Annotated in this window: 24 protein-coding genes; 14 read left to right on the top strand and 10 right to left on the bottom strand. The window is 66.8% G+C overall.

All coding sequences use genetic code 11. The features are described 5' to 3' along the window. Window positions 1-8: 8 nt before the first annotated feature. Complete coding sequence (locus tag ACIBH4_RS07235; protein WP_362764182.1) at window positions 9-3113, bottom strand: BTAD domain-containing putative transcriptional regulator; 3105 nt, start codon at window positions 3111-3113, stop codon at window positions 9-11. 245 nt (window positions 3114-3358) lie between these two features. On the opposite strand from ACIBH4_RS07235, the gene ACIBH4_RS07230 reads away from it, so the two are divergent. The 8 genes from ACIBH4_RS07230 to ACIBH4_RS07195 all read left to right on the top strand — a co-directional run bounded on the left by ACIBH4_RS07230 (window position 3359) and on the right by ACIBH4_RS07195 (window position 11951). Continuing rightward, window positions 3359-4363, top strand: coding sequence for a MarR family transcriptional regulator (locus ACIBH4_RS07230; RefSeq protein ID WP_362522111.1), 1005 nt, complete (start codon window positions 3359-3361; stop codon window positions 4361-4363). Window positions 4364-4750: 387 nt separating this feature from the next. Next, a complete protein-coding gene (locus ACIBH4_RS07225; RefSeq protein ID WP_399171614.1) occupies window positions 4751-5869 on the top strand; it encodes a hypothetical protein in 1119 nt (372 codons plus the stop codon). Window positions 5870-6081: 212 nt separating this feature from the next. Further along, window positions 6082-6600 carry a YlcI/YnfO family protein gene (locus ACIBH4_RS07220; RefSeq protein WP_362522115.1) on the top strand — a complete coding sequence of 173 codons (519 nt, stop codon included), beginning with the start codon at window positions 6082-6084 and terminating at the stop codon, window positions 6598-6600. 132 nt (window positions 6601-6732) lie between these two features. Beyond that, a complete protein-coding gene (locus ACIBH4_RS07215; RefSeq protein WP_362764186.1) occupies window positions 6733-7581 on the top strand; it encodes a DUF4097 family beta strand repeat-containing protein in 849 nt (282 codons plus the stop codon). Between the two features lie 21 nt (window positions 7582-7602). After that, window positions 7603-8553: an ATP-binding cassette domain-containing protein gene (locus ACIBH4_RS07210; RefSeq protein WP_362522119.1), complete on the top strand. Its 951-nt coding sequence runs from the start codon at window positions 7603-7605 to the stop codon at window positions 8551-8553. Further along, a complete protein-coding gene (locus tag ACIBH4_RS07205; protein ID WP_362522121.1) occupies window positions 8550-9341 on the top strand; it encodes an ABC transporter permease in 792 nt (263 codons plus the stop codon). Before ACIBH4_RS07210 ends, ACIBH4_RS07205 begins: the two co-directional genes overlap by 4 nt. Before the next feature lie 197 nt (window positions 9342-9538). Next, the gene (locus tag ACIBH4_RS07200) at window positions 9539-10738 is read left to right on the top strand and encodes a cytochrome P450 (RefSeq protein ID WP_362764189.1); all 1200 of its coding nucleotides are present in this window, start codon (window positions 9539-9541) and stop codon (window positions 10736-10738) included. A 151-nt stretch (window positions 10739-10889) separates the two neighbouring features. Beyond that, window positions 10890-11951: a hypothetical protein gene (locus ACIBH4_RS07195; protein WP_362764192.1), complete on the top strand. Its 1062-nt coding sequence runs from the start codon at window positions 10890-10892 to the stop codon at window positions 11949-11951. A 23-nt stretch (window positions 11952-11974) separates the two neighbouring features. Here the strand turns inward: ACIBH4_RS07195 and ACIBH4_RS07190 are convergent, their stop codons facing one another. Beyond that, window positions 11975-12769 carry an MBL fold metallo-hydrolase gene (locus ACIBH4_RS07190; protein WP_362764194.1) on the bottom strand — a complete coding sequence of 265 codons (795 nt, stop codon included), beginning with the start codon at window positions 12767-12769 and terminating at the stop codon, window positions 11975-11977. A gap of 74 nt (window positions 12770-12843) precedes the next feature. On the opposite strand from ACIBH4_RS07190, the gene ACIBH4_RS07185 reads away from it, so the two are divergent. Further along, entirely contained in the window at window positions 12844-13437 is a 594-nt protein-coding gene (locus ACIBH4_RS07185; protein ID WP_362764197.1) for a TetR family transcriptional regulator C-terminal domain-containing protein, read from the top strand. A gap of 90 nt (window positions 13438-13527) precedes the next feature. Here ACIBH4_RS07185 and ACIBH4_RS07180 read toward each other — a convergent pair whose 3' ends face one another. Beyond that, complete coding sequence (locus ACIBH4_RS07180) at window positions 13528-13818, bottom strand: hypothetical protein (protein WP_399171658.1); 291 nt, start codon at window positions 13816-13818, stop codon at window positions 13528-13530. Between the two features lie 125 nt (window positions 13819-13943). Continuing rightward, window positions 13944-15410, bottom strand: a complete 1467-nt coding sequence (locus ACIBH4_RS07175) for an MFS transporter (protein ID WP_362764200.1) — start codon at window positions 15408-15410, stop codon at window positions 13944-13946. Between the two features lie 698 nt (window positions 15411-16108). Here ACIBH4_RS07175 and ACIBH4_RS07170 point away from each other — a divergent pair. Then, window positions 16109-17461 (top strand): hypothetical protein, encoded by a 1353-nt coding sequence (locus ACIBH4_RS07170; RefSeq protein WP_362764202.1) that lies wholly within the window; start codon window positions 16109-16111, stop codon window positions 17459-17461. A gap of 27 nt (window positions 17462-17488) precedes the next feature. Then, window positions 17489-17629, top strand: coding sequence for a hypothetical protein (locus tag ACIBH4_RS07165; protein ID WP_362764204.1), 141 nt, complete (start codon window positions 17489-17491; stop codon window positions 17627-17629). Between the two features lie 7 nt (window positions 17630-17636). On the opposite strand, the gene ACIBH4_RS07160 is transcribed toward ACIBH4_RS07165, so the two are convergent. After that, a complete protein-coding gene (locus tag ACIBH4_RS07160; protein WP_362764206.1) occupies window positions 17637-18056 on the bottom strand; it encodes a VOC family protein in 420 nt (139 codons plus the stop codon). A 79-nt stretch (window positions 18057-18135) separates the two neighbouring features. Then, window positions 18136-18276, bottom strand: a complete 141-nt coding sequence (locus ACIBH4_RS07155; protein ID WP_362764208.1) for a hypothetical protein — start codon at window positions 18274-18276, stop codon at window positions 18136-18138. Between the two features lie 49 nt (window positions 18277-18325). On the opposite strand from ACIBH4_RS07155, the gene ACIBH4_RS07150 reads away from it, so the two are divergent. Together ACIBH4_RS07150 and ACIBH4_RS07145 are read left to right on the top strand one after the other, a co-directional pair. Then, entirely contained in the window at window positions 18326-18949 is a 624-nt protein-coding gene (locus ACIBH4_RS07150; RefSeq protein WP_362764211.1) for a class I SAM-dependent methyltransferase, read from the top strand. A gap of 99 nt (window positions 18950-19048) precedes the next feature. After that, complete coding sequence (locus ACIBH4_RS07145; RefSeq protein ID WP_362764214.1) at window positions 19049-20791, top strand: prolyl oligopeptidase family serine peptidase; 1743 nt, start codon at window positions 19049-19051, stop codon at window positions 20789-20791. 942 nt (window positions 20792-21733) lie between these two features. Here ACIBH4_RS07145 and ACIBH4_RS07140 read toward each other — a convergent pair. Both ACIBH4_RS07140 and ACIBH4_RS07135 read right to left on the bottom strand, forming a co-directional pair. After that, on the bottom strand, window positions 21734-23182 hold the full coding sequence (locus tag ACIBH4_RS07140; protein ID WP_362764216.1) for a S1 family peptidase: 1449 nt from the start codon (window positions 23180-23182) through the stop codon (window positions 21734-21736). A gap of 361 nt (window positions 23183-23543) precedes the next feature. Next, window positions 23544-24410, bottom strand: a complete 867-nt coding sequence (locus ACIBH4_RS07135) for an ATP-binding protein (protein ID WP_362764219.1) — start codon at window positions 24408-24410, stop codon at window positions 23544-23546. A 107-nt stretch (window positions 24411-24517) separates the two neighbouring features. Between ACIBH4_RS07135 and ACIBH4_RS07130 the strand changes: the two genes are divergently transcribed. Further along, window positions 24518-25024: a hypothetical protein gene (locus ACIBH4_RS07130; protein WP_362764222.1), complete on the top strand. Its 507-nt coding sequence runs from the start codon at window positions 24518-24520 to the stop codon at window positions 25022-25024. Window positions 25025-25069: 45 nt separating this feature from the next. On the opposite strand, the gene ACIBH4_RS07125 is transcribed toward ACIBH4_RS07130, so the two are convergent. Together ACIBH4_RS07125 and ACIBH4_RS07120 are read right to left on the bottom strand one after the other, a co-directional pair. After that, entirely contained in the window at window positions 25070-25573 is a 504-nt protein-coding gene (locus ACIBH4_RS07125; RefSeq protein ID WP_362764225.1) for a PIN domain-containing protein, read from the bottom strand. Between the two features lie 10 nt (window positions 25574-25583). Then, on the bottom strand, window positions 25584-26402 hold the full coding sequence (locus tag ACIBH4_RS07120) for a hypothetical protein (RefSeq protein ID WP_362764228.1): 819 nt from the start codon (window positions 26400-26402) through the stop codon (window positions 25584-25586). Window positions 26403-26616 lie beyond the last annotated feature (214 nt).

Genomic DNA, 26616 nt, shown 5'->3' with positions numbered 1-26616 from the left:
CCACCTCGTCACCGGAGACCGCACGGGGGCGACAGCCGCGACCGGACGTCCGCCGCGCTCGGGTGGCCGATCTCCTCGAAAGCGGCCAGGGCCTTGTACCAGTACCTCCTGCCGCGGGCGTACCGGCCGGTGGCCTGCATCAGCGTGCCGAGGGTGTCGAAGGTGGTGCCCTTGCCCTCGGCGTCGCCGATGTCGTCGCGGATGGCCAGTGCCCGCTCGTAGTGCTGTATCGCCTCCTCGAACCGGTCGTCCCGCTGGCAGGTGTGTCCGAGGTTGTGCAGTGCCATGGCCTCCATGTGCCGGTCGCCGAGCCGACGAGCCAGTGACAACGCCTCGGCGAGATACCGTCTCGCGTTCTCGATCCGGCCGGAGTCGGCGCTGACGAGACCGAGGTTGCAGAGCACCTTCGTCTGCCCTGCCGGCAGGCGCGTCCGCCGGCACAGTTCGAGGGACTCGCCGAGGGCCGCCAGGGCACGGTCGGTCTCCCCGGTCTCCTGGAACACCATGCCGAGACTGTCCAGAGCGCCCGCCCGCCCCTTCACCTCGCCGTGGTCCCCGAACATGCGCTGTGCCCGATCGAGGTGCAGCCGGGCCTTGTCGAGATGGCATCGGCCGTACCGGTAGGCGGCGCCCAGGCTGTAGTGCATGGCGGCCTCGGCCTGCCGGTCGCCCTCGTGCCGTGCCGCGTCCAGTCCCGCCTCAGCCATGGAACACCACGTGGACACGTCGTAGCTGCGCCACAGGTAGCCGCGGAGGACGTCGGTGAGCCGCCAGGCGACGGCCCTCGGCCCACGCTCGGCGGCATGGCGGACCGCGGCGGCGAGGTTGGCGCGCTCGGCCGCGAGCCAGTCGAGGGGGGACAGTACGTTCTCCCAGGTCGCGGGCGCCTTCCCCGGAAGCTCGCACAGCCTGAGCATGCCCGGGTAGAGAATGCCCGTGGCCTGCCGGGCGGTGTCCAGATAATGCTCCAGCAACCGCCTCCGGGCGTCGTCCCGCTCCCGCTCGTCGTCCACCTCGGCGCAGCGTTGCGCGGCGAACAGGCGGAGGAGGTCGTGCATCTGGTACCGGTCCCGCGAGCGTCGCTGGACGAGGTGCGCGCGGACCAGCTGCCCGAGCATCGCCGCCGTCTCCCTCTCGTTCGCGCCGGCCAGTGCCGCGACGGCTCGCAGGCTCACGTCGGAACCGGGGAAGAGTCCGAGCAACCGGAACAGCCGGGCGGCTCGCGGCGGCAGCGCGGCGTACGAGAGGGCGAAGGCGGTCTCCACCGCCGTGTCCTCGCCGTCGACCGCCAGTTCGGTGAGCCGGTTCCCCTCCCGGAGAGCCGCGACGTAGTCCGCCACCGTGTCGTAGGTGCCCCGGCTGATGTTCGCCGCCGCGATCCGCAACGCGAGCGGGAGACACCCGCAGAGCCGGGCGAGTTCCTCCACCGTCTCGGGAGGTGTCCCGCAGATGTCCGCCCTGAGCAGCTTCGTCAGCAGGGTGACCGCGTCCGCGTCGTCGAGTACGTCCAGCTCCACGATCAGCGCGTCATCGTGCACCTTGAGGCCGGAGAGGTCGTTGCGGCTGGTGACGAGGACCGCGCTGTGCGGATTCGCGGTGATCAGCGGGCGAATCTGGTCGGGGCCGGTCACGTTGTCGAGCACCAGCAGCGTCCGGCGGTCGACCATCATCGAACGGAACAGCGAGGTCCGGGCGTCGACGTCGAGGGGTACGGTCGACGGCGACACCCCCAGGGCCAGCAGGAAGGCGGTCAGCGCGTCCTCGGCCGTTCTGGAGACGTTGTCGGAGTATCCGTGCAGGTTGTAGTAGAGCTGCCCGTCGGTGAACCGGTGACGCACCTGGTGAGACCAGTGCACGGCGAGGGCCGTCTTGCCCACTCCGGCCGTACCGGTGACCACCAGCACCCTGGCCGCCGTCGGGGGTGGGTCCGTGGCGGTCAGGTAGGTGTCCAGCTCGCGGGTCTGCCGGTCGCGGCCGGTGAACGTGGCGATGTCCGGCGGCAGCTGGGCGGGAACGGGATCCGCCCGCGAGAGGCGGGGGGCGGTCCAGGTCGCGGCGGTGCCGATCTCCTGACGGAGGATCCGCAGGTAGGCGTCCCGCAGTTCCGGGCTCGGTTCGATGCCGAGGTTGTCGGCGAGCTGGTCGCGGAGGTCGCCGAACAACCGCAGCGCGGCGGCCCGTCGCCCCGACGCGGCGAGGGCGAGCATGATCCGCGCGTTCAGGCCCTCGTGCAGCGGCTCGGTGTGGACGATGTCCCTGAGCCGTTCGAGCGCGGCCCGGTGGTGCCCGCGGTCCATGGCCAGATCGGCGTAGTCCAGGACCGCGGTCAGGCGTTGCTGGGAGACGGCGACGACGACCGGATGGTGTCGCGCGCGGGGGGTGAGGTCGGCGAGTATCTCGCCCAGCCACATCGACAGCGCCTTCTCGTAGGCCCGTTCGGCCTCCTCCCGCTCTCCCGCGGTGCGATGGGCCGTGGCCTTCGCCATCGTGTCCGCGAACTCCAGCAGATCACTCCGGTCGGGCGACAGGGTGAGGAGGTAGCCCGCGCCGGTGCGGCTGATCAGGGCCTCGGCCATGCCGATGTTCTCGAAGAACTTCCGCAGGCGGGACACATGGGTGTGCACGAGGTTCTGGTAGGTGGGGGGAATCTCCTCGCCCCAGAGGAAGTCGACGATGTCCGCCTGCGTGACGACGCGGTTGGCCTGGAGTGCGAGCAGACCCAGGAGACGGCGCTGCATGGGAGGTTCCAGGTCGACGGTACGGCCGTGCAGGCGGATCGTGAGCGGCCCCAGCAGCTCGATCCGCAGGATCGGGTCCTCTGTTCGCCGCGACCGGGACCGATCCGCATCCTCTGTTCGCTGTGACCGGGACCGATCCGCCTTCTCTGTTCGCCGTGACCGGGACCGATCCGCCTTCTCGATCGCGTCGAGATCGGTGACGGACAGGCCGGCCGCCTCGGCGAGCTTGCGCACCGACCGGGTGTGGGGGCGTTTGACCACGCCCTGCTCGATGTCCCGCAGCGTGCGGACGCCGACGCCGGCGCGGGCGGCCAGCTCGTTCTGGGTGATGCCCGCTCGCTTCCGGTAGGCGAGTAATAAATCACCCAACGTCATGGGGCCCCCTTGGTGAACGTTCCCCCTTTATGAGGACAAGCTACTTGTCTCGGTTCTGCCGACGATGAGGGGTCCCCGGTTCTGCCGGTGGGTGAGGATTTCTGCCGATCGTCGAAAACGGACGGCCATTGGTGCAGATCAGCGGATCGACGGCTGAACTTTCCGGAGTACGGCGTCCAGGCGAGGTACAGGGCCCGGACATTCGGTCTTCTTAAACTCGGCGTACCGACCAACGGGGGGTCACGATGTTGCGCATCCATTTTTCGGCCGAGGACCTGCTGCGGATACGTGTCCAGGCCGAACCGAACGTGATGTGGGAGGTGCTGCTGAGCCTGCACATGGTCCAGACGGGGTATGACGGCCGGGTCTTCGGACCGTGGCGGCGCGCGGTTCGTTCCCGGCTCGCGCCGTCCGTCGGCCTGCTGCGGACGCTGGCCAGACCGCGGGGATACTCGCCGGACTTCCTCACCCCGTCGGCGGATGTGGCCGACCTCGACACCGGGCTGGAACTGGTGATGAGCACCTCGCGAACGCGGCTGCGGGCCGATATCGCCTCCCTGGCGGATCAGGTCGCCCTGCCGACGTGGGTGTCCGGTGTCGCCGACGGAGAGCCGGAGACGATGCGGCGACTGCGCGACGCGCTCAGGGCGTACCACGCGGAGGCCCTCGAACCGTACTGGCCGAGCATCCGCCGGTACGTGCGGGCGGACCAGAAAAAGCGGGTCGAGGCCGTGATGGGCAACGGCTTTGAGTCGTTGTTTGATTCGTTTTATCCGATTATGAGGTGGAGGGCTCCCGTACTCGAAGTCGTCTATCCGATCGAATGGGACCTGCATCTGGAAGGGCGCGGGCTGACCCTGGTGCCGTCGTTCTTCTGCTGGCCGGGGCCCATCACGCTGGCGAACCAGTCCGGACCGCCCGTACTGGTCTACCCCGTCCAGAAGGGGCCGGCCCAACCGCTGGTCGCGGAAACCGAACGCACGCGGGAAAGGTCGCTCCGGTCGTTGGTCGCGCTGATGGGTCAGACGAGGGCGGAGGTGCTCCGCGAGATCGCGGAGAGAAACCACGTGAACACCACGGAGCTCGCCCAGACGCTCGGCATCTCCCTGGCGGGCGCCAGCCAGCACGCCGCCGTGTTGCGCAACGCCGGTCTGGTCACCACCGCCCGGCATCGGGGCTCGGCCCTGCACAAGGTCTCCAACCACGGTGCCGCCCTGCTTCACTCGGCCGCGTCGCCCGTGGGGCACTGACGGCGCACGGATTCACAACCGGGCAACCTGTGCCGTCCAGGCGGCTCCAGGACCACGCCACGGCACGTGTCACGTGCCGCATGTGCTCGGCCCGGACGATCCCCTCCACACGTCCCATCAGGATGCCGCACGAGGAGGAGTCCTCGGCCGCCGACGGCGTTGGGGCGGGGGTTTCCGGTAGAGGGGATCTGTGTGGAGCCGGGGTGTTGGACGGTGACGACGACGCCGCGCGGGAGGAAGGCCGCCATGTCGAAGCTGTCGAACAAGAGTCAAGTTCGTTGGTCAATTTGGGTCTTCCCGGCCGCCGGTCGACGGGTTACCAAGGGTTGGAGAGCACGCGCGCCATCCCGGCCCGCGGACGCCACCCCGATGTGGATGAAGGACGACATGCGCCGACTATGGGCAGTGATCGTACGAACGCTCTGCATCGCGGCCCTCGCCGCGACCGGGCTCACCGCGACAACCGCGACTGTCGCGACCGCCGGCGCCGCCACGACCGCCACCGTGGCCGAGCCTCCCCGCTGGGGATTCGCCGTCGTCAGAAGCGGCGCCGCGGTGGATTCCATGCGCCAGGCGGGCTCGTGGCCGTCCGGGCTCAGGGTCGAGGCCACCCAGGGCGAGCCCGGTCAGGTGTTCGTGAGGTTCCCGCAGATCGGAATGGCCGCAGGGGGAGTCGCCCACGTCACGGCGATCTCCCAGTCCGCCGACTGGTGCCAGGTCGAGGGCTGGTGGCAGTCGGGCGCCGACGAGATCGTGGCGGTGCGGTGTCACCGGTACGGCGTCGGTCCGATCGCCTCGTGGTTCTCGGTCACCTTCGGCTCCAGCGACCAGTACCTGCCCGTGCGCCAGGCGTTCGGGTACGTGCACTGGGACGGCTCCGCCGTGGCCACGCGGTTCAACTCCTCGGGACCGACCGCGGTGAACACCGTCGAGCCGCTGACGATCCCGGGAGCGTGGAGGGTCACCCTGCCGGGACTCGGCTCGGCGGGCCACGCTGGGAACATCCAGGTCACCGCGGTCGACCCGGCCGTACCGGCACACTGCAAGCTGGGCGGATGGAACGCGACGACGGCCGCGCAGAGCATCGTGGTGCGCTGCTACGACGCCACCGGCACATCGCTGAACACCGGATGGAGCCTGACCTACCACCGCGAGCGGGCCATCACCTGGACACCTTCGGGGTACCGCTTCGCCTACACCTTCGACAACGCCCCCACGACCCAGGGCCCCTACGTACCGACGCCGTACCCGGTCAGCTACAACTCGCAGTCCGGGGGTCTGCAGCTCAACAGGTTCGGGGTCGCCAGGAAACAGGTGTTGTTCGGCGGGGTCAACGGATACGCGGACAACGTCCAGGTGACCGCGTTCGGCTACGGCCCGGAGTTCTGCAATCTGTACTCTCCCTGGGAGACGTACTCGACGTATGTGAACATCCGGTACGTCACCTGCTACAACGGCACCGTCCCGGTCGACCACCCGGCGATGATCACATACATGGCCCGCTGACCTCGGCCTTCTTTCCCTTCCAGGCACCGGGCCGCCGACGGCGGAAACGAGCGTCGGCCTTTCCCCGCGGCGGTCGGCGGTGATGACGACGCCGTCGAACGCCGCGTCGCCCGCGAGGTCGATATCGCCCGGACGTTCATCCTGAGCCAGAGTGATGCCAAGCTGAGCCAATGTGGCTTGTTTGTGGCATCACCGTGTGCCATAGTGATGCCATGGACTTGACCCCGTACGTGGCCGCGCTCGGTCGCGAGTTGCTGACCGCCGCCGAGACCGGTGAAGGCGACGCCAGTGTGCTGATCGAGCGGTTGACCGTTTCGATGGAGTCGGCGATCCGGCTCACCCTGCTCGAGGCGCTGTCGGCGGCCGCCGACGAGATCACCCGAGATCTGGCTCCCGGTTCTGTCCAGGTTCACCTGCGTGGGCGTGACCCGAGCTTCGTCGTGGCGGTTCGGCAGATGGAGCATCTCGCCGCCGCCCCTCCGGCTCCGAGCGCGTCGTCGGCCGACGACGCCGCGGCGAGCTTCGAGGACGGGCCGGTGACACGGATCAACGTCCGCCTCCCCGAGCAGCTCAAGGCCGCGATCGAGGAGGCGGCCGCCAAGGAGGGCCGTTCGCTCAACGCCTGGCTGGTGCGGGCCGCCTCGACCGCGCTGCGTGCCCCGGAGCGCGACCACGACTCCGACAGACGCGGCAAACGCGGCGCGCAGCGTTCCACCGGCTGGGCTCGCTGACCCACCCGACCGACGCGGCGCACAGCTCCTACGGAGCGGGCTCGCCGGCCCAACCCGACATCCAGAGCCACTTTCTCCCGCACACCTCCGACCAGCGGAAATGTTCTTCTGACTCACTCCGAGGGGACAGCCATGCCAATTTTCGCCACACCCGAACCGATTTCCGCCACGATCGAGCTCTCCGTCGGCGACGTCCAGATCATCGCGAGCGACCGGACCGACACCGTCGTCGAGGTGCGGCCGAGCGACGCGTCCGACGCGTCCGACGTGGACGCCGCGCAGAAGACCCGCGTCGAGTACGCCAACGGCACCTTGACGGTGAGAGGGCCGAAGGCCCGCATGCTCGACTTCTCCAAGAAGACCAGGTCGGTCGACCTGCTCATCGAGCTCCCCACCGGCTCGCACGTGCAGGCGGACCTCTCGATGGCGGACCTGCGCGGCGTCGGCACGCTGGGAGAGTGCCGGTTCAAGGTGTCGGCCGGGCACTTCCACCTCGACCGGACCGGGCCGCTTCGACTGAGCACCTCCGGTGGCGACATCACCGTCGAAGCGGTCACGGGCGACGTCGACGTCTCCACCGGCACCGGGCGCGTGCGCATCGGCGAGATCGACGGCGCCGCCGTCGTCAAGAACTCCAACGGCAGCACCGAGCTCGGCACCGTCACCGGTGAGCTGCGGGTGCGCTCGGCCAACGGCGACATCTCCGTCGACCGGGCCGACGCGCTGGTGGACGCCAAGACCTCCAACGGAGCCATCCGCGTCGGCCGGGTCGCACGCGACACCGTCACGCTGCACACCTCGACCGGCCACCTCGACATCGGTGTCGCCTCCGGCACCGCCGCATGGCTCGACCTGGACACCTCCTACGGGCGGGTGTCCAACTCGCTGGACGACCTCGGCGAAGCACCCGAGGAGTCCGAGCAGACCGTCGAAGTCCGCGCGCACACGTCGTTCGGCGACATCACCGTCCGTCGTTCCTGACCAGACCGAGAAGGGCCTCTCATGAACATGCCGTCCCCCTCCGCGATCACGGCGACCGGGCTGCGCCGCTCGTACGGCGACCACGTCGTGCTCGACGGCGTCGACCTGGACGTCCCGCGCGGCACCGTCTTCTCGCTACTCGGCGCGAACGGCGCCGGCAAGACCACCACGGTCAAAATCTTGTCCACCCTCATCCGGGCGGACGGGGGCAGCGCGCGCGTCGCGGGCCACGACCTGTCCGCCGAGCCGGACGCGGTGCGTGCCGCGATCGGCGTCACCGGCCAGTTCTCCGCGGTCGACAACCTGCTCACCGGTGAGGAGAACCTCGCCCTGATGGCGGACCTGCACCACCTCGACCGCAAGACGGGCAGGCGCAGGGTCGCCCGGCTGCTCGACCAGTTCGACCTCGCCGACGCGGCGAAGAAGACGGCGGCGACCTACTCCGGCGGGATGCGGCGACGGCTCGACCTCGCGATGACGCTGGTCGGCTCACCACAGGTCATCTTCCTCGACGAGCCGACCACCGGGCTCGACCCGCGCAGCCGCCGCGCCATGTGGCAGATCGTGCGGGAGCTCGTGGCCGGTGGCGTCACCATCTTCCTCACCACCCAGTATCTGGAGGAGGCCGACGAGCTCGCCGACCGGATCGCGGTGCTCGACCACGGGAAGATCGTCGCCGAGGGCACCGCGGACGAGCTCAAGCGGCGCATCCCCGGCGGCCACGTCCTGCTGCGGTTCGCCGACGAACGCGACCTCGAATCCGCCGCACGCGCCGTGGGCGAGGTGTCCCGCGACAGCGACACGCTCGTCCTGCGCGTACCGCACGACGGCAGCCTCGGATCGCTGAAGGCGCTGCTCGACCGGCTCGACCGCGACGCGGTCGAGGTCGGCTCGCTGAGCGTGCACACCCCCGACCTCGACGACGTCTTCCTCGCTCTCACCGGCAACAAGGAGAAGGTGGCCCCCCGATGAGCACCATGTCGTACGCCCTGACCGACTCGGCGACGATGCTTCGCCGCAACCTCAAGCGCATGGTGCGCTACCCGTCCATGACACTGCAGCTCATCGGCATGCCGATCGTCTTCCTGCTGCTGTTCGTCTACGTCTTCGGCGGCACACTCGGCGCCGGGATCGGCGGAGTCACCGGCGGACGCGCTGAATACGTCAACTACGTCACCCCCGCGATCATCCTGATGACGATCACCGCCGCGATCCAGGGCACCACCATCTCGATCGCGATGGACATGACCGAGGGCATCGTCGACCGGTTCCGCACCATGGCGATCGCCCGCGTGTCCGTCCTGACCGGACACGTCATCGGCAGCCTCATCCAGACGATGCTCAGCATCGCGGCGGTGCTCGGCGTCGCGCTGCTCATCGGCTTCCGGCCGTCGGCGGGGCCGGGCGACTGGCTCGCCCTCGTCGGGGTCCTGGTGATGATGGCCTTCGCCTTCATCTGGCTGGCGGTCGCGCTCGGTCTGGCCAGCAAGTCCGTCGAGTCCTCCAGCAACGTCGGCCTGCCGCTGGTGCTGCTCCCGTTCCTGGGCAGCGGGTTCGTCCCGACCGACTCGATGCCGACCGTGCTGCGCTGGTTCGCCGAGTACCAGCCGTTCACACCGCTCATCGAGACCCTGCGCGGCCTGCTGATGGGCACCCCGATCGGCAACAGCGCCGTCATCGCGGTCGGCTGGTGCCTCGTCATCGGCCTCGGCGGCTACCTCTGGTCGAAGAAGCTCTTCAACCGCGAATCCACCCGCTGAACCGCGTCCGGTCGAAGAACCCCGCTGAGCCCTGCCTGGTCGAAGAAGCCGTTCGACCGCGAGTCCACCCGCCAAGCCGCGCCCCGACTCGCGGACACCCGGTTCGGCTCATGCGCCTGCCGCGGTCGACAGGAATTTCGAGCCGCGAAGGACACGCGCCATCGCGAGTAACCCCCAAGCCGAGAAGAGGAACGACCATGAAACACATCGTCACCACGCTGCCGACCGCGCGCATGCCCGGCTGTCCCTTCGACCCGCCCAGGGAGCTGCTCGACGCCCGTGAGCACGGCCCGATCAGCCGCTTCACCTTCCCCGATGGTCACGAGGGTTGGCTGGTCACCGGATACGACCTGGTCAGGTCGGTCCTGGCCGACCGCCGGTTCAGCTCACGCAGGGAGCTCATGCGCCACCACCCGCTGGTCGACGTCGGCGACCTCGAGGTGCCCCCGGCGCCGCCCGGCGAGTTCCTGCTGATGGACGAGCCGCAGCACAGCCGCTATCGCAAACCGCTGGTGGGCAAATTCACCGTACGGCGGATGCGGCAGCTCACCGAGCGCGTCGAGCAGGTCACCGCCGAGCACCTGGACGCGATGGAGCAGGCCGGACCGGCAGCCGACCTGGTGGCCGCGTTCGCCAGGCCCATCCCCTCCGTCATCATCTGTGAGCTGCTGGGCGTGCCGTACGAGGACCGGGACCGCTTCCAGGAGAACATCGACAAGTTCCTCGGCGGGGAGGTCGCCGACGAGGAACTGTTCGCGGCCTACACCGCGACCCAGGACTACCTCGCCGAGCTGGTGGCCGCCAAGCGCGCCAATCCCACCGACGACGTGCTCAGCGACCTGCTCGACAGCGACCTGACCGACGAGGAGCTGAAGGGCATGGCCCTGATCCTGCTCTCGGCCGGGTTCGACACCACCGCGAACATGCTCGCGCTGGGCACCTTCGCGCTGCTGCGCAACCCGGAGCAGCTCGCCGCCCTGCGCGCCGACCCCACGCTCGTCGACCGGGCCGTGGAGGAGCTGCTGAGATATCTGAGCGTCGCCAAGCAGTTCTTCAGGGTCGCGCTGGAGGACGTCGAGCTGGGCGGCCAGACCGTCAGGGCCGGCTCGATGATGATCCTGTCGTACAACACCGCCAACCGTGACCCCGAGCGCTTCGCCGACCCCCACAGGCTCGACCTCGGCAGGCAGGACGGCGGGCACCTCGCCTTCGGCCACGGTATCCACCAGTGCCTGGGCCAGCAGCTCGCCCGCGTCGAGCTGCGGGTCGCGCTCCCCGCCCTGCTCGACCGCTTCCCCACCCTGCGCCTGGCTGTGCCGGCCGAGGAGGTCGCCCTGCGCCCGGAGACCGCCGACATCTACGGGGTGAAAAGCCTCCCGGTCACCTGGGACACGTGACCGGTCCGCCCACGCAGAGCGTCACTTCCCCCTTTTCCGGTTGATTTGGGTCTTCTCAACCGCTTGGTTGGCGGGTTATCAAGGGCCTAACCCCCCTCTCTCCAACGTGGTGAAGGATGTCATGCGCCGGTCATGGGCAATGATCGTACGGATGTTCTGCGTCGTGGCTCTGGCCGCGACCGGGCTCACCGCGACCGCCACGGCGGCCACGGCGGCCGACCCTCCCCGCTGGGGGTTCGCCGTCATCAGGAGCGACGGCATCCCGGACTACTCACGCCAGGGGGGCTCGTGGCCAGGCGGATATTGGGTCCAGACCACTTTGGGCGGTCCCGGTCAGGTGTTCGTGAGGTTCCCGCAGATCGGAAGGGCCTCGGGGGGAGTCGCCCACGTCACGGCGATCTCCTCTTCCGCCGACTGGTGCCAGGTCGAGGGCTGGTGGCAGTCGGGTGCCGACGAGGTCGTGGCGGTCCAGTGCCACCGGCACGGTGTCGGCCCGATCGCCTCGTGGTTCTCCCTCTCCTTCGGAGACAACTCCCAGTATCTTCCCGCGCCCCAGGCGTTCGGGTACGTGCACTGGGACGGCTCCGCGGTGGTCGGGCGGTTCAACTCCTCGGGTCCGGCCGCGGTGAACACCGTCGAGCCGTCGACGCTCCTGGGAGTGTGGATGGTCACCCTGCCGGGGTTCGGTTCGGAGGTTCATGCGGGAAACATCCAGGTCACCGCGGTCGATCCGTCCGTACCGGCGCGTTGCAAGGTGGCCGGATGGCAGGTAACGCCGCCCGCGCAGAAAATCGTGGTGCGCTGCTACGACGCCGCCGGCGCGCCGCTGAACACCGGATGGAGCCTCACCTACCACCGCGAGCGGCCTCTCGTCGGGCACTCCGAGTCGAATCGCTTCGCCTACACCTTCCACATCGCCCCCGGCACGAGCGTCATCCCGATGACAATGACCCATCTGAACTACAACTCCCGGCGCGGGACCGTGCAGATCAGCAATAGTCCCGATGGCCCCAAGAAGCAGGTGGTCTTCACCGAGGTCGGCGCGTCCCCGGACAATGTCCAGGTCACCGCGGTCGGCTACAACGCGGAGTTCTGCAACCTGTCGGCCCCCTGGGAGTGGTACACGACCCGCGTGATGATCCGGCATGTCGCCTGCTACAACGGCAACTGGAAGGTCGACCACTCAGCGATGATCACGTACGCGGGCCGCTGACCGGCGGTCTCAGGAAACAGCCCTCAGAGGGTGATGTCCTCGCCCTGCCTGAGAGCGGCGACCTCATAGGTCTCGGCCGAGGTCGCGTCCAGGAACCGGGAAAGCTCATCGGGCCGCGTGTCATAGAAGCCGTCGATGTGGAATCCGTCGTAGTGGATCGGCACCGCGACCCGCGCTCCCAGCAGGCGCGCGGCCACGGCCGCCTGGCCGGCGTCGAGCGAGGCCGGGTACGGACTCGGGGGCTGACAGTGCGGGAAGCACACGATCGGCCCGTTGATGGGAGTGAGCACCGCGTCGAACGGCCCGAACCGGTGAGCGGCGCGCCACCAGTAGCCGTGGAACATGCTGTCGCCCAGGTGCAGCACGCGCTTTCCGCCCGCTTCGACGGCCCAGGACACCTGCGGATCACCCAGGGTGTCGACGGCTGGAACGGCCGCGATCGTGAAGGGGCCGATCGTGACCGTCTCCCACAGACCCATCGGACGCCGGGACAGGTGCCGTTCGTCGAGCTCGCGGTCGGCCTTGAGCGTCCACAGATTCTCGTGGTCGTCGCCACCGAAGGAGACGGGATGCAGCACCCGGCCGTCGGGGCGGAGCGCTTCGGCCAGTGCCGCGGCATCGGTGTGGTCCCGGTGCAGATGCGTGCACAGCCCGGCGATCACGTCCCCCTCGGTGCGGGGCCGGACGACCTGCGGCATGGGCGCCGACAACGGGGTGTCCTCCAGCACTCCCTCCGGACGGCCGAGCAGGTCGATCACCACGCTGTGACCCCGCGCTTCCAGCTCCACCCCGGCCCAGCCCAGCCACCGAACACGCATCTTCCGGACCCCTTTTTAGCTTACGATCGTTCGTTAATCGGTTAGCGTACGATCGTTTGCTAAACTCGTCAATCATGAGAAGATCCGCTGAGGCGGCCCAGCTGACCCGCGACCGAATCGTCGCCACCGGCGTGACGAAGGCCTCCAGCGACGGCCTCCACGCGCTGACCATCGGCTCCCTGGCCGAAGCCCTCGGCATGAGCAAGGCAGGCGTCGTCGGCCCCTTCGGCTCCCGCGCCGAACTGCAGTCCGCCGTGCTGACCAAGGCGGCCGACATGTTCGTCGCCGCCGTCGTCGCGCCGAGCATGAAGGAGGAGCCGGGCCTGCCGCGCCTGCGTGCGCTGATCGATCTGTGGTGCGGCTACCTGGACAGCAGCCCGTTTCCCAACGGTTGCTTCATCACCGCCGCGTCCTGTGAGCTGGACGGCCGGCCAGGCGAGTTGCGGAGCCTTCTCCTCACCACCGTGACCCAATGGCGGGCCTTCCTGCGCGAGCAGATCGTGATCGCGCGGACCGCGGGCGACATCACCACGACGCAGGACGCGGACGACCTCGTGACGACCCTGATCGGGATCGCGATGTCGGCCAACCAAGAGATCCAGCTCCTCGCCGACGCCACCGCACCGGCACGCGCACGACGTCTCATGCTGGCCGCCATCACCCGCTGAACGCGGTGACCCGCTGTTTCCCGGATCAGGCCGGACAGCGTCGACGCGAGTGATCGCCGCGGCGTCGTCATCGGCTGAGCAAGGACGGCGTCACGTCCGCGTGACGGACGCGAGGAGCGCCAGCCTGTCGGCACTGTCGGTGCCGGGGGCCGGGTGGAGGATGACAAGCGTCTGGCCTGTCGCGCCGCTGACGCCCAGTCTCTCCCGGTTCAGCCACAGGCCACCGACCTGGGGGTGATCGATGTGCTTGAGGGTGCCCTCGCACGTGTTCACGTCGTGGCGGGCCCAGAGCCTGCTGAAGCGAGGACTGCCGAGGGAGAGCTCGCCGACGAAGTTCGATGAACCGGGGGTCGTCGATGTCGGTCCGGCCTCCGCACCCAGGCCGTCATCTGGCGCTGACGGGAGCCACCGGGTCAGCTGATCGGGCAGACCCGGTGGCTGGTAGCCGCTGGTGAGTGAGCACTTTCCTGCGCTGGACCGATGTTCGAGTCCCGGGGGCAGACCGTTCAGCCGGTGGGGTGCAGGTCGGCGGTGTCCGGGTCGGGGGCGGGCTGGGACGCGGCGGCGCCCCGGGCACGCGGACCGGGGAGCCTGAGGGCGGCCAGAACAGCCGTCAGCATGACGGCGCCCAGGACGTAGACGGCGGCGCGCATCCCCTCGGCGGAGGCGACGCGCAGCGCCTGCCCGGACAGCCCTTCGATGCCGTGGTTGGCGACGGCCACCAGAACCGCCAGACCCGCTGCGGTTCCCACCTGCAGCGCGGTGGAGGCCACCCCGGAGGCCAGCCCCTGCTCGTCCGCCGAGACGCCGGTGCCCGCGGCGATCCACATCGCCTCGTAGGTGATGCCCATGCCCAGACCGATGACGACGATCCCGGCCAGGACGGTGAGGAAGGATCCATCCGTGTGCATGCCGGGGGCGAGGAACGCGGCGCCCACGGCGTTGACGACGATGCCGGTGATCAGCGTGCTCCGGGTGCCGAAGCGGTGGACGAGTCGCTCGCTGAGGAAGTTTCCCGCAGTGATCGAGAGGGTCGGGCCAAGGAACGCCAGCCCGGTCTCCAAGGCGCTGAAACCGAGGACACCCTGGAAGTACAGGGTGAGGAAGTACGGTACGGCCTGCATCGTCAGCCCGAAGACGAGGATGACCACGACCGCTCCGCTGAACGCGCGGTTGCGAAACAGTCGCAGCGGCATCAGCGGCGTCCGCCCCCGAGCCTGGACGTGCAGGAACGCGGCGAGCAGGACCACCGCGAGAACGGCCGAGGCGACCACCTCGGCCCGCGTCCAGCCGACCTCGGAGCCGTGCGCGACCGCGAAAATCAGCAGCGTGATGCCCGCCGTACCGGTGAGGGTTCCGAACACGTCGACGCTCCCCGAGGTGACACGGCCGTCCGGAGGCAGCAGGGCGAAGGCGGCGGCGGCCCCCACGACGGCCAACGGGACGTTGACGTAGAACACGGCCTGCCAGCCCAGGGCCTGGGTGAGCACCCCACCCGCGAGCGCGCCCACCGTGAGCCCACCGGCGCCCGCCATCGCCCAGACCGTCAGCGCGCGGTTGCGCTCCCTGCCCTCGGCGAAGGTGGTGTTGACCAGGGCGAGCACCGCCGGGAACAGCGCCGCACCGGCGAGACCCTGCAGAGCGCGTGCGGTGAGCAGCACCGCCGGCGCCGTGGCCAGGCCGCCCAGCACGGAGGCCACCCCGTACAGCACCATGCCGAGCACGAACATCCGCCGGCGTCCCACCAGGTCGGACAGCCGACCGCCGAGCAGCAGGAAGCCTCCGTACAGGACGACGTACGCGGTGACCACCCATTGCAGGGTGTGCGGGGTGAAGCCGACATCGGCCGCGATGTCGGGGAGGGCGACGTAGATGATGGTGAAGTCGAGACTGATGATCAGATGCCCGAGCGCGAGCAGCGCGAGGCTCCATCCCGGCCGTCGGCTGCGAGCCGGGGACTGGGTTGTGGACATGGGTGTGCCTTTCGTCCGTATGTGGTCCGGTGGCCTGTCATGGCTGCACCGGGACCGGCGGACATTTGTTGGCACACCCCCTGAGGGCACCGGGAGGGGCGGCCCCCGTGCTCGGCCCGTCCGGTCCGATCATCGCCCCTCCCTTCCCTGGGTGTTCCGCGCTGTCTTCGCGTGTTCCGCGCTGTCTTCGGGACGACTATGCCGTTCGTTGTGGCCGACGGCATCGGACGTCCGGTCGGCATGGTCTGGGACCTTGGACCTAAGACCACCGGTGGTCTCCGCGGTGACCGGCTCGTCCTCGGGGACGACGCCGCTGGTCGGGGGCGTGGCGGCGTCGCCCTTTCGAGCTCGCGTCGGTCTGTCAGGTGAGTTCTAACCAGATGACGGTTCCTGTGGGGTCGCGGTGGAAGCCCCAGCGGGTCGCGAGGTCGTTGACGAGCAGAAGTCCCCGGCCGCCTGCCCCGCCCCCGTCACGACACAGACAAGCCGCTGCGTCCAGAAGCCGCTGCCGACGTCGGACCGGACGGTGGAGGCCCGGTGGCCTGCGACCACGTATCCAACCGGCCCGAGACGGTCCGTTGTGCCCGTGGCCGTATCCGGCCACCCGCACGCCCTTGCCAGTAGTGGGGCACGGCCGGATACTCAAGGCCGCTGACGATCTTCACGGCGGATCCTCCTACGGAATGGGACGTGATCGCATGCCCGATGAAAGCACCAGCCAGGACCAGGCCAGAGCCGAGGCCGATGCCCTCGCCGCTTGGCAGGCCATCCCGTACTCCGTCTCCCACGAGGAGGCGCAGCGGATCTCCCGGGAGTATCTGGAGGCGGCCCGCCAGGAATTCGAGGAGCAGACCAGCCGGCTCCCTCAGGCCGACCAGGACAGGGCTCGCCAGATCGAGACGCAGCTGAACGCCAACGGTATGCAGGTGTACGCCAACGCGAGATGGTGGGGCTTTGAGATCATCCTCAACGCCGCAGCCGCCCAAGCCGCCGCCGAGATCTCGGAGTTGGTAGGGGAGATCGTGGCCAGGGCCATCCGTCCCAGGGCGCTCGGCCGGTTGATCGAGCTCTCCTTCCAGATCCGTTCACTTATCATCCAGATCGTCGGCAGGGACCACGGTTGTCGGCTGGTGTCGCCCTGGTTCGCCCCGGGGATGCTCCTCCCCATCTCTCTGGCCCCCAGGCAGGACACCTCGCTGTGGTGGACGGCCATGAACACCTCCCACAACTGGAGCGACAACGAGAGATTCCCCGGCCACCTGTCCAGGTCCAATCCGGCGCTGGCGGAGTTCCGCGGCCGGCTGTACGCCGCGCACCGCGGGGACCGGGACGAATCGCTCTGGTGGACCGCCTACGACCCCGGCAGCAATGAGGGCTGGAGCGACAACATCGCCTTCCCCGCCCATCGCAGCGCCGACGGCCCTGCCCTGGCCGTTTACAACAACTTCCTGTACTGCGTGCACCGCGGCGGCGGCAACGACAGGGGCCTGTGGTGGACCCGCTTCGACGGCAACCGCTGGAGCCCCGACACCCGCATGAACGGCGCGTCCAGCCGAGGCCCGGCACTGGCGACCTTCAACGGCATGCTGTACTGCGCTTACCGGGACGCCAACAGCGATCAGATGTGGTGGACCCGCTTCAACGGCACCAGCTGGAGCAACGACCAGCCGTTCGGCAGCCACTTCACGGCCTCCAACCCCGCTCTGGCCGTCTACGCCGGCGTGCTGTATTGCGTGTTCCGCGGCGGCGGCTCTGACCACTTCCTGTGGTGGACCAGTTTCGACGGCACGCGCTGGAGCACCGCCCACCGACTGCCCGCCCACCGGAGTGCGGAGGGCCCTGCCCTGGCCGTCTTCAACAACAGGCTGTACTGCGTGCACCGCGGCTCCGGCGACCAGAGCCTGTGGTGGACCAGCTTCAACTCAGCCGACTGGAGCCCCGACACCCGGCTGCCCGGCCACCTGAGCGCTCAAGGCCCCGCCATCGTCTCCTACCGCGAACCCTACGGCACCGAAGACCAGCTCTTCTGCGTCCACCGCGGTCATGGGTAGAAGCCGCCACTGCCCCCGCGCAAAGGCGTGCTGCGCGTTGAACTCGACGACCACGGGATCCACACCGCCGAATGGGACAAGCTCCAGCTGGTCGACCACTGGCGCCGCTACCTGGCCAAGCCCGAGCTCTACCTGCGCCACGCCCTGGACCACGGCGCCGGGCCGTGAGGCGGCGTCAGTCCTGGCGTGATGTTTCGAGGGCGACGAGTTCGACCTCGAACCCGTCGGCGTCCTCCAGATAGGCGGCATAGTGCCGCTCGCCGCCGGCATAGGGATGGCGTTCCGGGAACAGCAGCGTCCAGCCGTGCAGCGGCGCCCGTTCGACCAGGACGTCGACCATGGCCCGGCTCTCGACGTGGAAGGCGAGATGGTTCAGGCCGGGACGGCATCGGTCGTGTTCGTCCGCGCTGAGAGCGGGCGACCGCTCAAGGACCAGATAGGTGGAGCCGAGCCGCCAGCTGCGCCCGTCGGCCCAGTCCTGGAAGAGGGTGTAGCCCAGCTCACCCAGCAGCCACCCCCAACCGGCGACGGCCCGGGGCAGGTCGGGCACCCAGAGCTCGACATGGTGCAGCATGCCGGTGGTCGCCTTGCTCATACCGAGATCCCTTCCGTGCGTCCGACCAGGATGGCGTACTCGAAAGGGCCGCCGGCCCGACCCGCGCTCACCACGATGCTCACCGCGATGATTCCGGCGCGGCCAGAAGCGCGAGGTCAGGGGCGTTCGTGGCCAACCAGGAGGCGAGCCGCCGGGAGTCCTCACCGAGTCCTTCGGCGTGAGCGTCGATCAGCCTGCGCAGGATCATGAGGGGCAGCAAGAGCGTCCAGGGCCTCCTGGCTGACCTCAGTCGAGATTAGCCTGGGGTGATGTCGGTTGAAGGTACGGCGGCGTATACCGATCTGGCGGGATTACCGCCGTTGGTGGGACGGGCTGTGGAGACCGCTCGGCGGGCCGGCTTCGGGTCATCTTGCCGCCCTGAGCAGGGCAGGTTGCTGTACGCGCTGGCGGCCGGTGCCGAGGTGATCGGGGAGACCGGGACCGGATGCGGGGTAGGGCTTGCCTGGCTGGTGTCGGGAGCTCGGCCGGGGACCCGGCTGGTCAGCGTCGAAGCGAATGCGGATCGGTCGGTGCTGGCCACCCAGCTGTTTTCCGATCATCCACATGTGTCGGTGATTCACGGTGACTGGAAGGAGATTTATCGGGATGGGCCGTATGACCTGCTCGTGCTCGACGGCGGTGGGCAAGGAAAGTACGGTGAACTCCCGGCTGATCCGTATCGGCTACTGAGCCCTGGCGGAACGCTGGTCATTGACGACCTGACTCCGGCCCGGCACTGGCCACCCCGGTTTGACGGCGCTGTTGATCAGGCTCGGATGCACTGGCACGATCACCCTGATCTGGACACGGTGGAATTCCGGCTCGCCCCCGATCTGGCCGCGCTGGTGGCTACCCGCCGTTTCGTTGATCCGCCAAGCCCGGCAGCTCATTGAGCGGTCACGTAGCCGGATCCTGATCGAGGCGATGTCTACGGCATCCTGGTGGTTGTCGGTGTGCCGCGAACTGGATGACTTCGTCCGATCATTGCAAGAGTGAGCCCTATCCCCGCTGAGGTCGTCGCCCGCGCCACCGTCTCGTACGACGCGGTCCAAGCGGTCGGTGAGACCGTCTACTGGATCGAGGGACGACCGAGCGGGGATGTGTTGGTGCGGTGGACCGCTGCCGACGGCCGCCAGGACGTGCTGCCGGAGGGGTTCCACGTCGCTTCCTACGTGCATGAGTACGGCGGAGGTGCTTACCTGGCCGCCGAGCGGGATCTGTGGTTCTGCAACGCGGATGACCAGCGGGTCTATCACGTACGCGACGGCGGACACCCCGTGCCGGTGACCCCCGCGTCGTCGGGAACCTGGCGCTATGCCGACCTTCGTCTTCTTCCGGGCACCGGCGAGCTGGTCTGCGTACGGGAACGTCACGAAGAGACCGGCGTCCACAACGAGCTGGTCCTTCTGTCGGCTGAACCGTCGATCATCGCCTCTGGCGAGGACTTCTACATGTCCCCGGAGCCCAGTCCTGATGGGAAGCAGCTCGCCTGGGTCTCATGGAACGCGCCGCTCATGCCGTGGGACGGTTCCCGGCTCTGGCTGGCCGACATCGGGCCTGATGGTGCGCTTACCGGTACGAGGCTGGTTGCGGGCGGGGACGAGGAGTCGGTGTGCCAGCCGCGGTGGAGCGACGACGGGGTATTGCACTTCGTTTCTGACCGCTCGGGCTGGTGGAATCTGTACGCCTGGCGCGACGGCCATGCCGAGCCGGTCATCACGGGGAAGTTCGAGGTCGCGGCGGCTCCCTGGGAGTTTGGGTATCGCACCTATGTTTTTCAGGGTGACCAGGTCATGGCCGTCATTCAGCAGGGGCCGCTGCACTCCTTGGTCGTGAAGCGCTCCGGCGGTGATGTGGAACGGCTCGCGTTGCCGTACACCTCGATCAAGCCCTACCTGGCGACGGCAGACGAGAAAGTCGCCTTCATCGGCTCCAGTCCCACTTGGTTGCCCACAGTCGCGTTGGCCGAGGCCAGCGGTGCCGTTCATGAGCTCACACCGGCCGATGTCACCCTTGACCAGGCATCGCTCGTCCGGCCGGAACCTTTCACTTTCGGCACCCGCGACGGGGGGGCGTACGGCCTCTACTACCCGCCCTTGGGAGGAAGCGATGGGCCTCCGCCACTGCTTGTACGGGCTCATCCGGGGCCGACGGCGAATTGGCCGCTGCGGCTGGACCTCCACGCGCATTACTTCACGAGCAGGGGTTTCGCCGTCGTTGATGTCGACTACCGGGGGAGTACTGGGTACGGCCGCGCGTATCGGTTAGGTCTTCGTCATCGATGGGGGCTTGTCGATGCCACCGATTGCGCTGATGCGGTTTGTCACCTGGTTTCCGCCGGTCGAGCGGATCCTGGGCGGGTGACGATCTGGGGGGCCAGCGCCGGCGGGTACACCGCCTTACGGGCCTTGGCGATCACCGATGTGTTCGCGGTCGGGATCGCCAGGTCAGCCGTGGTCGATCTGGAGAGCTGGAGCAGAGCCGCACCGAAGTTCCAGGCCCATCACGCAGAGCTGCTCCGCGGTGAGTTCTCCGGTGGATCAGGAGCCGCGATTCGGCGTCCGTTGCTTCTGATCCATGGAGACGAGGATCGGGTAACCCCACTGGAGCAGGCCAGGAGCCTCAACGCTCGTCTGATCGTCATCCCCGGAGCGGGTCACACGCTGCGAAGACCTGCTGATGTTCGCCATGTTCTCCGCGTGGAATTGGAGCACGTGCTTCTACCGGGAATCTGATCACGGCACCGAAGCCAGAGGCAGTAGATCGGGGGCGTTTGCGGACAGCCAGGCCGCGAGCCATCGGGAGTCCTCGGCGCTTCCCTCCGCTTGCTGCTTGGGCGTTGATCAACTTGTGCATGATCACGAGTGGAAGTAAGGCATCAAAGGCCTCCCCATCGGCCGCGTCGGTGCCGTACCCTTCCAGCAGTCGTCGCGGACGAGCGCTATGTGGCAGGTCGACGGCGAGGTACTGAGGCGATCATAAGTATTGAGATTTTCCGGAAATTCCCCTGCTCCGCTGCCGTTTCAGCAGGGGAAGGACTTGTCTTCCGGCCTTCTTGGAATTTCCAGAACTTATGATCGACCCAATATGGGGAAAATTATTGACGGATAATTGACTCCAACGGATTTACCGCGAATACGGAGTACTCGATACCGTCAAGCATGCATGCATTGGGAATACTGAGACCAGGAGGAGTCGATTGACTCCAGTCGGCATACCCACCCGCGATCTTCAGCGTATCGCCGTCGGCGACAACCCCACTTCCAGGGACGTCAACCCCGCGCTTACCGTTGCGATTTAACGGCTCGCTCCCCTTTGGCCAAACAGGGAAAATTATGCCATTCGATCGCCGATCGAGATTGCTGATCCGTAGACATTTACTTACCGGATCGTATACTAATTGACCGTTAAGAAGAGCTTCCCCTCCTCCTGTGTCCCCGTGAACGACGATCCTCGGGTCATTGCCGATTAGAAACACTTTATTCACTGAATCTCTATCGCTTGCACTTGTCGAGCATCCCGAGAGAATAAAAATCAAACTAAAAACCGCTGCAATGCAAGCTGTCTTTCTCTCGGTCATTTGCTTTTTCTCGCCTTCTCGGGAATTCTAAACGATAGTATCCGGGCTCGCCGTGAGCCCGGATACTATCGTTTGGATCAGCTTCCCGTCACACGATTCACGTACCCGGGGGTGCCGTCCAAACGTACCAGGAGGAACCCATAACACTAGGAATCAAGTATGCTGGAGAGAAGAACGACGATGCGTCGCCCCCGCACACTCCTCCGCTACAGACACCTCCGTGAATTCCCCAGGCGCGGTTGCCGTAGTACCAAGGGCCTCCACTGTCTCCACCGTCGCTCACGTCACTTTCCATGACGATAATTCCACGACTGGTGACGCCGCCATTGGTTAAGGTGACGTTAGTGCTTTCGATTTCGCTACATGACGCACCGGATGTTACTCCGAAATGACAGATCGTCTGTCCGATGACCGGGCTGGATCCAACGTCGTATGCATACCGTGGACTATGCCAGTCATAATAGAATGTTCTGGTCAGTGTCATCGTACCGCGTGTCCATGCGGCGATGTCGTAGTTTGAGTTGGTGGTGTAAAAGTCGCTAGTCGTGCTCCCCCCCTGCACGCTGTGGTTTGAATAGGTCCTGGATCCGCTGGTACCACAGTGCTTGGCGGTAGTTGTCCGGTAGGACGTTCCATTTGTTACATTGAACCCGGTAGTGCAACCGCTGAAATGCCCTCCGCCCCGCATGTAGTTATCCTGAGCGACTGGCTTCGTATCCTCGCCAACCGTTAGGACGATCTTAATTTTTCTGTTGGTCGGCTGTGCCGGCTTAAGCTGCGAAAGAAGCTGCTTCCGTCCAGTGTCATCCTTCGGTACAATCCGAGGGCTCGCCTCGAAGGAAACCACGCCGGTCTCTATATCATAGCTGCCGTGGATGGCCTTGAGATCGGCTCGCTGGGAAATTGCATCGTGAGCGGCGTTGAGCGTTTGCTTCAGCTCTGCTTCCGAAAAGCCTTTGTTCCCAACTAGCTCCACAGCGACTGGAAGGGTTTTCGCTAAGGCGGCAGCTCGCTCCGGCACCTCCCCCTTGAAGCCAATGCGAGCTCCATAGCCATTGTTTAAGATGGCCAGGCCCGAGATTTCATCGGGATATGTCTTCGCGATTTCGGCACCCAGTTGATTGATTCGTGGCTGCCAGCCGACGCTTTCAATCGCCTCTTCGAAGGTAATGTTTTTGGTTTTGGCAACGAGCTTGAGATCCGTCAGCTCGCTGAGCCAAAGATCGTCGATCTTAATCTCTGGTTCAACTGTGTCGTCGACCTCTTCGCTCCTGGCCCTTGCGGTAACGCTTGGATCGCTAGCTACTATTTTCGCTACGTACTCGTCCAAGGCTTCAGCGAGGCTTATATTCTGCTGCTTCGCAGCAAGCTTGATGGAGTCTAGTGTAGGACGGTTTATGATGGGCTGCGTTTCTCTTGCGAAAGCGATGATCGTTCGCTTTTCGTCCGCAATCGCGGCTCCGGATGGGCTGGCGGTGTAGATCGCGGGAGCGCTAATAGCCAGAACCGTTACCACACGAATTAACTTATACGTAAACTTCAACATCAACCTTTCTGTGAATCCTTTTGAAGCAACTCGAAAACCTCGGACACTCTTAGGAGTGTGTGGGTGCAGTGAGAATCAGTCAAGATCTTTTTTTTGTGATAGATTGATCACGGGAAGTAGTAGGCGCTCGAGAATGGCGTGATTGCCATGATTTGGTCATCGTTAATCCCGAGCAGTTGACTGTAATGTGGCCAGACCAATATTCCGGCGGCATCTAGGTGAATCCGAGTGGGGCGTTACGGATTGCAGTCATCATGTTGGTTCCATCCCGAGATTTCGGCAGGGGACAAGAGTCGTCGGATCGTTTCTGCTCAGGCGTGGCGACGCGGCTCCTCCAAGACAGCGTCGCCACGCCGGGTGGTTAGGTGAGTTCGAACCAGATGACGGTTGTTGTGGGGTCGCGGTGGAAGCCCCAGCGGGTGGCGAGGTCGTTGACGAGGAGGAGTCCTCGGCCGCCGGTGGCGTTCAGGCTGGGGTTCTTGACGTGGGGGATCTGTGTGGAGCCGGGGTCTTGGACGGTGATGATGACGCCGCGTGGGGTGAAGGCCACCGTGACGACGAACTCTCTTGACGGGTCCTTCGGCTCGTGAGCGGCTGGTTCGGTCTCGACCGGCCGGGTCTCGGTCGGTTTGGTGGTGTGTTCGACGGCGTTGGTGGCGAGTTCGCTGGTGAGGAGGGTGGCGTCGTCGCGCAGTGGGTGGTCGTCGCCGAGGATGTCGGCGACGAAGGCGCGGGCGCCTCTGACCTGGTCGGGGGTGGCGGGAAAGCGTTGGGAGATGACGGGCGTGTGGTTCGGCGTCGTCGACCAGCCGGGGATTCGGCCTGGCCATCGTCGCTCCCCGCCGTAGGTCAGTCCGACGCCGCGTACCGGGTCATGCCAGCGCAGCGGGCGCCTGCTCCCGACCGTGAAGAACACGTTGGGCAGCAGGTACGCCATCCGGACGACCAGGTCCTCCAACCCGCCCCGCTCGGGCGGCAGGACCTGAACGTTCTCGAACGTGTCCAGTACGCAGAGCGCCAGCACCGGGCTCTTCCGGCGGATCCGCTCCAGGTCCGCGCTCAGCAGGATCGGCAGGTAGCCGAGCATCCTGTCCGGATCCTCCTCCTGAAGGATCGGGCTGAACGCCGGTAGGTCACGCCGGAGCCGGCGCAGGGCGATCGACTGCCGTGCGGAGCCGCCGACCAGATCGAGAACCCGGTAGGCGGTCGTGACGGCACCGAGCCCCATGAACAGGCCGTCGACGCTTGAGGCGATCGCTCGGACAGGCGTAGCGAGTCGGCGGCGGCCCCGACCGAGGAGGACTTTCCGAGGAACCGGACCAGGGACTCGCCGGGGTGCTTGCGCTCCCAGTACGCCGAGAGCGCGATGTCGAAGGCGGGCCACGACCTGCCCAGACGTCCCAGCGCGGCGCGTACCCGGAGCAGTACCGTTTCGAAGCTCTGGCTCGACAGGTCCGCGAAGTCGATGACGGCGACCGCGCGGTCATCCGGGAGCCCGTCGAACTCGCCGCCCTGGGCGAGATCGGCGAGGTGACGGATCAGCGTGGACTTCCCGATGCCGCCCTCTCCGCTCAGTCCCATCACGTTCCGGGCGGGCCGCTGGAAATCCATCAGCCTCTCGACGGGCCATTCCTCGGCGAGGTGAGCGGCAATCCGCTGCTGAAACGCTCGGATGTACTCCTCCCGGTCGGTGAACACCCGTTTCGCGGTGAACGGCACCTCGGGTCCGAACGCAAAGAACTGGTCAAGGTCCACCCGGACAGAGGATCATCCGGTGGCCGGGAAAGTAAAGCTGACCTGGGGTTTCGGCACTCCCCAAAACCGGGCTGGGGGTTGTCGTGATCGCTCCTGGCGGCGCCGTACCGGTTTGTCAGAGCCTTCGGGCTTCTACTCCATCTCCAGTCGTAGTTTTTCCGGCCATATGATGTCGGGACGGATGATCTTCATCCCGTCAATGGTCTGTCCGAGGGGGAAACCCTCATCGCATGTCATGAAATAGCTGCACTTCGCGCGGAGTGCGGCTGCCAGGTGCAACGCGTCGGTCGCGCCGAAGGGCTTAGAGCCTTTTTCATGCTGCGATCCGTAAGCCTCACGGAGGCGAACAGCTTCACGGACAAGGTATCGATCTATGTCAACCCATATGGTGCCAGGGGCGATGAACCACGTTCGGAGCAGCTCGCGTACCTTCTCGGAACGTTCCCGGCGTAGGCGTGCGTTGCCGTTACACAGAACCTCGGCTTCGACCAGAGGAGAGGCAACCATCTCGGCCTCCCGGGTGAAGATTCCCTCGAACACCGCAGCGGCGCTGCGCCACCGCTCCTCACCCGTGCTCTTGTTGATGTCCTCATTGCGGATGATCAAGTCGAGGTACACGTTGGCGTCGGGATACACGCGGGGGAGGCTAGGCACGCCTCGCCTCCCGGATGTAGTCGTCGACGCTCTGACCGCCCAGCCAGTCCGGTGCGATCCCCAGCAGCTCCGCGACCGGTGCGGGTGTTGCCGGCTCTTCCGGGAGAGGCTCCAGGTGTTCAATATCGATCTTGACGACCTGTCCGTGGTCGTTGCGCCATACCGTCCCACGAGCCAGTACTCGTCTGCGCCACATGCTTTCGACGACGGCCTGCATCTCGGCGGGAAGCCGTCCAAGAACGGCCCGTCGCGTTGAGGGGTCGAACAGGCTCACCGAGGACACGCCCTTGTTCAGACGGCGCACGCTCATCTGGTCGATCCAGCCGGCTACCGACCCGAGGGAGACCTGCGTTCCGGTCATGGCGAGCCGGGCGTGCTCCCGGACCGGCTCGGACACCGGAAAATGAGGGCCGGCCGTGTCGTTGACCGTGGCGAGGGATACCTCCTGGACGCCGTTGCCGGGCTTCCCGATCTTCAACAGCCGCTCCACCGTGGTCGCGGTGTAGTACTGGGGAACCTCGGGAGTCTCCTGAAGCTGCTCCACCCCGGAGACCAGCGCGTCGATGGAGGCGAGCAGGGAAGCGGGGTCGCGGCGCGGAGTCTCCCTGGCGCTCAGACGTACGACGAGCTCATGGTCGTCGTGGCCGAGGTCCTGCACGACCCACGCGGGTCTGACGGTTTTCCGCTGGGCGAGGACATGGTCGATGTCGTTCAGCGCACGCTGGACCTGGGTGAGAGTGTCGGTGTACCGCGCGAGATCAATCCGTTCGCTCCCCTCGCGGAGGCGGATTTCCAACGCGTTGGCACTCATGGCCCCACCGTAACGGGACCGATGCGGCAGGACCATCAACCGGGGCCGTCGCTCGCGCCGCGTCATCGTCGATACCTCTGTGTTAGAAGGTCAGCACTCGGGGTGAACAACACGTGAGCATCATGGACCGTTCTCCAAGCCGGGGCGACCGCTTCTGCCGAAAGGGACTGACCTTGGGGCAGATTCGGGCTCTGCCCCAAGGTCGGTACATTCG

Origin of the sequence: Streptosporangium sp. NPDC050284 (assembly GCF_044459525.1) — a bacterium.
Lineage (GTDB): Bacteria > Actinomycetota > Actinomycetes > Streptosporangiales > Streptosporangiaceae > Streptosporangium.
Note: the sequence above shows the minus strand (reverse complement) of the source record. Positions and strands in the feature narration are given on the sequence as shown.